Origin of the sequence: Pseudomonas tehranensis (genome assembly GCF_014268615.1) — a bacterium.
GTDB classification, from domain to species: domain Bacteria; phylum Pseudomonadota; class Gammaproteobacteria; order Pseudomonadales; family Pseudomonadaceae; genus Aquipseudomonas; species Aquipseudomonas tehranensis.
The window spans coordinates 1-3,003 of record NZ_JABWQV010000393.1; the positions used below are offsets into that span (position 1 = coordinate 1).

A 3,003-nucleotide genomic window follows, 5' to 3' on the forward strand; every position below is an offset into this window, starting at 1 on the left:
GACACGGATCAACAGTAAGGTCGCGTCATCGTTCTTCGCGAGCAAGCTTTGCTCCCACAGGCTCCCACAGGTTTTTGCAGGGTCTCAGGAAAGCTCGCCACACAGATCCAGCTCAACCAGCCGCCGGACCTCATCCACCGGCAGCCCGGCGCCGATCAACGCCTGCAGCTTGCCGAACGCCGCCTCGCGGGTCATGCCGCCACCGGACAGCACGCCAACGCCTCGCAAGCGGCTGCCGGCTTCGTACACGTCCAGTTCCACGCCGCCTTCATGGCATTGAGTCACCGCCACCACTACCACGCCGCTGTCCCGCGCCCGCTCGAGGCTGGCGAGGAAGGCCGCGTTGTCGCTCGGCCCGGTGCCGCTGCCGTAGCACTCCAGCACCAGGCCCTGGATACCACTGCCGAGCAGGCCATCGAGGATGCCGGCGCTGATGCCGGGAAACAGCGGCAGCGCCGCGATGTTCGCCAGTTGCTTGGGCTGGTCGTAATTCAGCTGTGCCGGCAGCGAAGTTGCCTTGATACCACCGCCCTGACGCTCCAGGCGTTTGAACGGATGACGGCCGAAGCTGCGCACCTTGGCGCAGCGGGTCGGGGCCAACAGCTCGCCATGGAAATACAAATGCACCCCCGGCGCCAACCCCTGGCCGAGGGCGACCAGCGCGCCACTGAGGTTTTCCCAGGCGTCGCTGTCGGTCACGCCGGCGGGCAACATGGAGCCGGTGAAACATACCCTGGCATGCAGGCCCAGCAGTTGGAAGCTCATCGCCGCTGCACTGTAGGCCAGCGTATCGGTGCCGTGCAGGATCAACACGCTGTCGCAGCCCTGCACATCCACGGCATCGACCACTGCTTCGCGCAGTTGCTGCCAGTAGGCCGGGGTCATGTTGGCGCTGTCGATCAGCGGCGACATTTCCCGGAAACGCCATTGCGGGATGACGAGTTCGGGCTGGCTGTGCAGGTAATCGCGCATCCGCGCTTCGAAACCGGATGCTGGAGCCAGGCCATGGGCGCTGGCTTGCATGCCGATGGTGCCGCCGGTGTAGAGCACCATGACGTGCTGGGCGGCAGGGTAGGTCGAGAAATTCATGGGTGTTCTCCGAGGACGAAAACGGCAGCTCATCGGGCTGCCACAACATAAGGCCGAGCATGACGCCGACCTCAGGCTGTGTCACGCCGGGCGCAGCAAGTGCGCCCGGTTTTTTCCAATCAGCCTACCGGATCAGCGTTGCGCAGCGGCCACGCCTGCCGGAGCCTTTCCAGGCGCGGCTACCGGTGCCGAAGGGTTCGCTGGCCAGGCCTTGCGGTCAAGATCCAGGTCGGGGAACTTGCTGGAGTCGAAAACCGGAACCTTGATGCCGGCCGAACGCTGGTCATCGTAGTCTCGCAGGATACGCATGCCGACCTTGAACAGCAGGAACAGCGCGATCAGGTTCACGAACGCCAGCAGGGTCATGGTGATGTCGGCGAAGGCAAACACGGTGCCGAGGTTCTCGATGGCACCCCAGAAGATCAACACCAGTACCAGGGTGCGGTAGCCGATCAGCACCTTGCGGTTTTCGCCGACCATGAAGCGCAGGTTGTTTTCGCCCAGATAGTAGTTGTAGAGGATCGAGGTGAACACGAACAACGACAGCGCCACGGAGATGAATATCCGTCCCCAGTCACCGACCACGGCGGCGAGGGAGTTTTGGGTCAGGGCAATACCGTCACCTTCGAAGCCCGGGGTGTAGAAGCCCGACAGCAGGATCAGCAGTGCGGTGCAGGTGCAGATCAAGAAGGTGTCGAGGAACACGCTGAATGCTTGAATCACACCCTGAGCCACCGGGTGCTCGACCGAGGCCACGGCGGCGACGTTTGGCGCACTGCCCAGGCCCGCTTCGTTGGCGAACACGCCACGTTTGACGCCCATGACAATGGCGCTGCCGATCAGGCCGCCAAAGGCCTGGTCAAGGCCGAAGGCGCTTTTGACGATGGTGGTCAGCATGGCCGGCACCTGATCGAACTGCAGCACGATCACGTAGAGGGTTACACCGATGTACGCCAGGGTTTTGACTGGCACCAGCAGGTCAGCGACTTTGGCGATGCGCTTGATCCCACCGATGAACACCAGGCCCAACAGCACTGCCAGGCCAATGCCTGTGTAGGTGGTGTCGAAACCGAAAGCGTTGTTCAGCGAGTGAGTCACGGCATGGGCTTGCAGGCCGTTGAAGGCGAAGCCGAAGGTGATCAGCAGCAGGAACGCCATAATCATGCCCAACCAGCGCTTCTGCAGACCGTGCTGGATGTAATAGGACGGGCCGCCACGGAACTGGCCTTCGGCGTCGCAGCGCTTGTAGAGCTGGCCGAGGGAACATTCGAAGAAGCTGCTGGACATGCCGACCAGCGCGGTCACCCACATCCAGAACACCGCGCCGGGCCCGCCGAGGGTGACGGCGATGCCGACACCGGCGATGTTGCCTGCGCCGACCCGACCGGCCAGGCTGAGCATCAAGGCCTGGAAGGAGCTGAGCTGACCAGCGCTGCTTTTGAGGCTGTCGCGGAATACCGCAAACATGTGAAGGAAATGACGGAACTGGACGAAGCGCGAGCGGATCGTGAAGTAGCTGCCAAGCCCGACAATGAGCACGATCAGCACTTTCCCTGAGAGGAAGTCGTTGATGACTTCTAGCATGAGTATTCCTCGCTGTTTTTTGTTTAAGCGAATGCTGGCCATTTGGAAACATCCTGTTACATCGGTCGGCGCGCGGCACGACAGGTGAGGCGATGTTTCGTCTTGGTCCATTTCGCGGGTTGTTATTAGTTCGGTTTTCGCATGTGTTGGGGGTCTCGTTTCTGACGACCGCTCACGCGAAGAGGGGCGGCACTATACCTACCAGTGCGGCGCCCGTCTGCACGATTGTGGTGCGTGCGACGAAACGGACCTTTGAATCACCTGGCTTTTTTATGACCAGGGTTGTGGGGAGGCTGCTTCTCTGTGGGAGCGGGCTTGCTCGCGAAAGCG

The 3,003-nt window shown here is 62.0% G+C and carries 2 protein-coding genes; both read right to left on the reverse strand.

Annotation, left to right across the window (positions count from 1 at the left end; all coding sequences use genetic code 11):
* Positions 1-84: 84 nt before the first annotated feature.
* Positions 85-1,089: an asparaginase gene (locus tag HU811_RS26280; RefSeq protein WP_186658979.1), complete on the reverse strand. Its 1,005-nt coding sequence runs from the start codon at positions 1,087-1,089 to the stop codon at positions 85-87.
* Between the two features lie 132 nt (positions 1,090-1,221).
* Positions 1,222-2,673, reverse strand: coding sequence for an alanine/glycine:cation symporter family protein (locus tag HU811_RS26285; protein ID WP_186658982.1), 1,452 nt, complete (start codon positions 2,671-2,673; stop codon positions 1,222-1,224).
* Between the last annotated feature and the right edge of the window lie 330 nt (positions 2,674-3,003).

Coding starts and splice junctions, on each gene's coding strand:
- HU811_RS26280 (WP_186658979.1), bottom strand. CDS start 1,089: ATGAATTTCTCGACCTACCCTGCCGCCCAGCACGTCATGGTGCTCTAC.
- HU811_RS26285 (WP_186658982.1), bottom strand. CDS start 2,673: ATGCTAGAAGTCATCAACGACTTCCTCTCAGGGAAAGTGCTGATCGTG.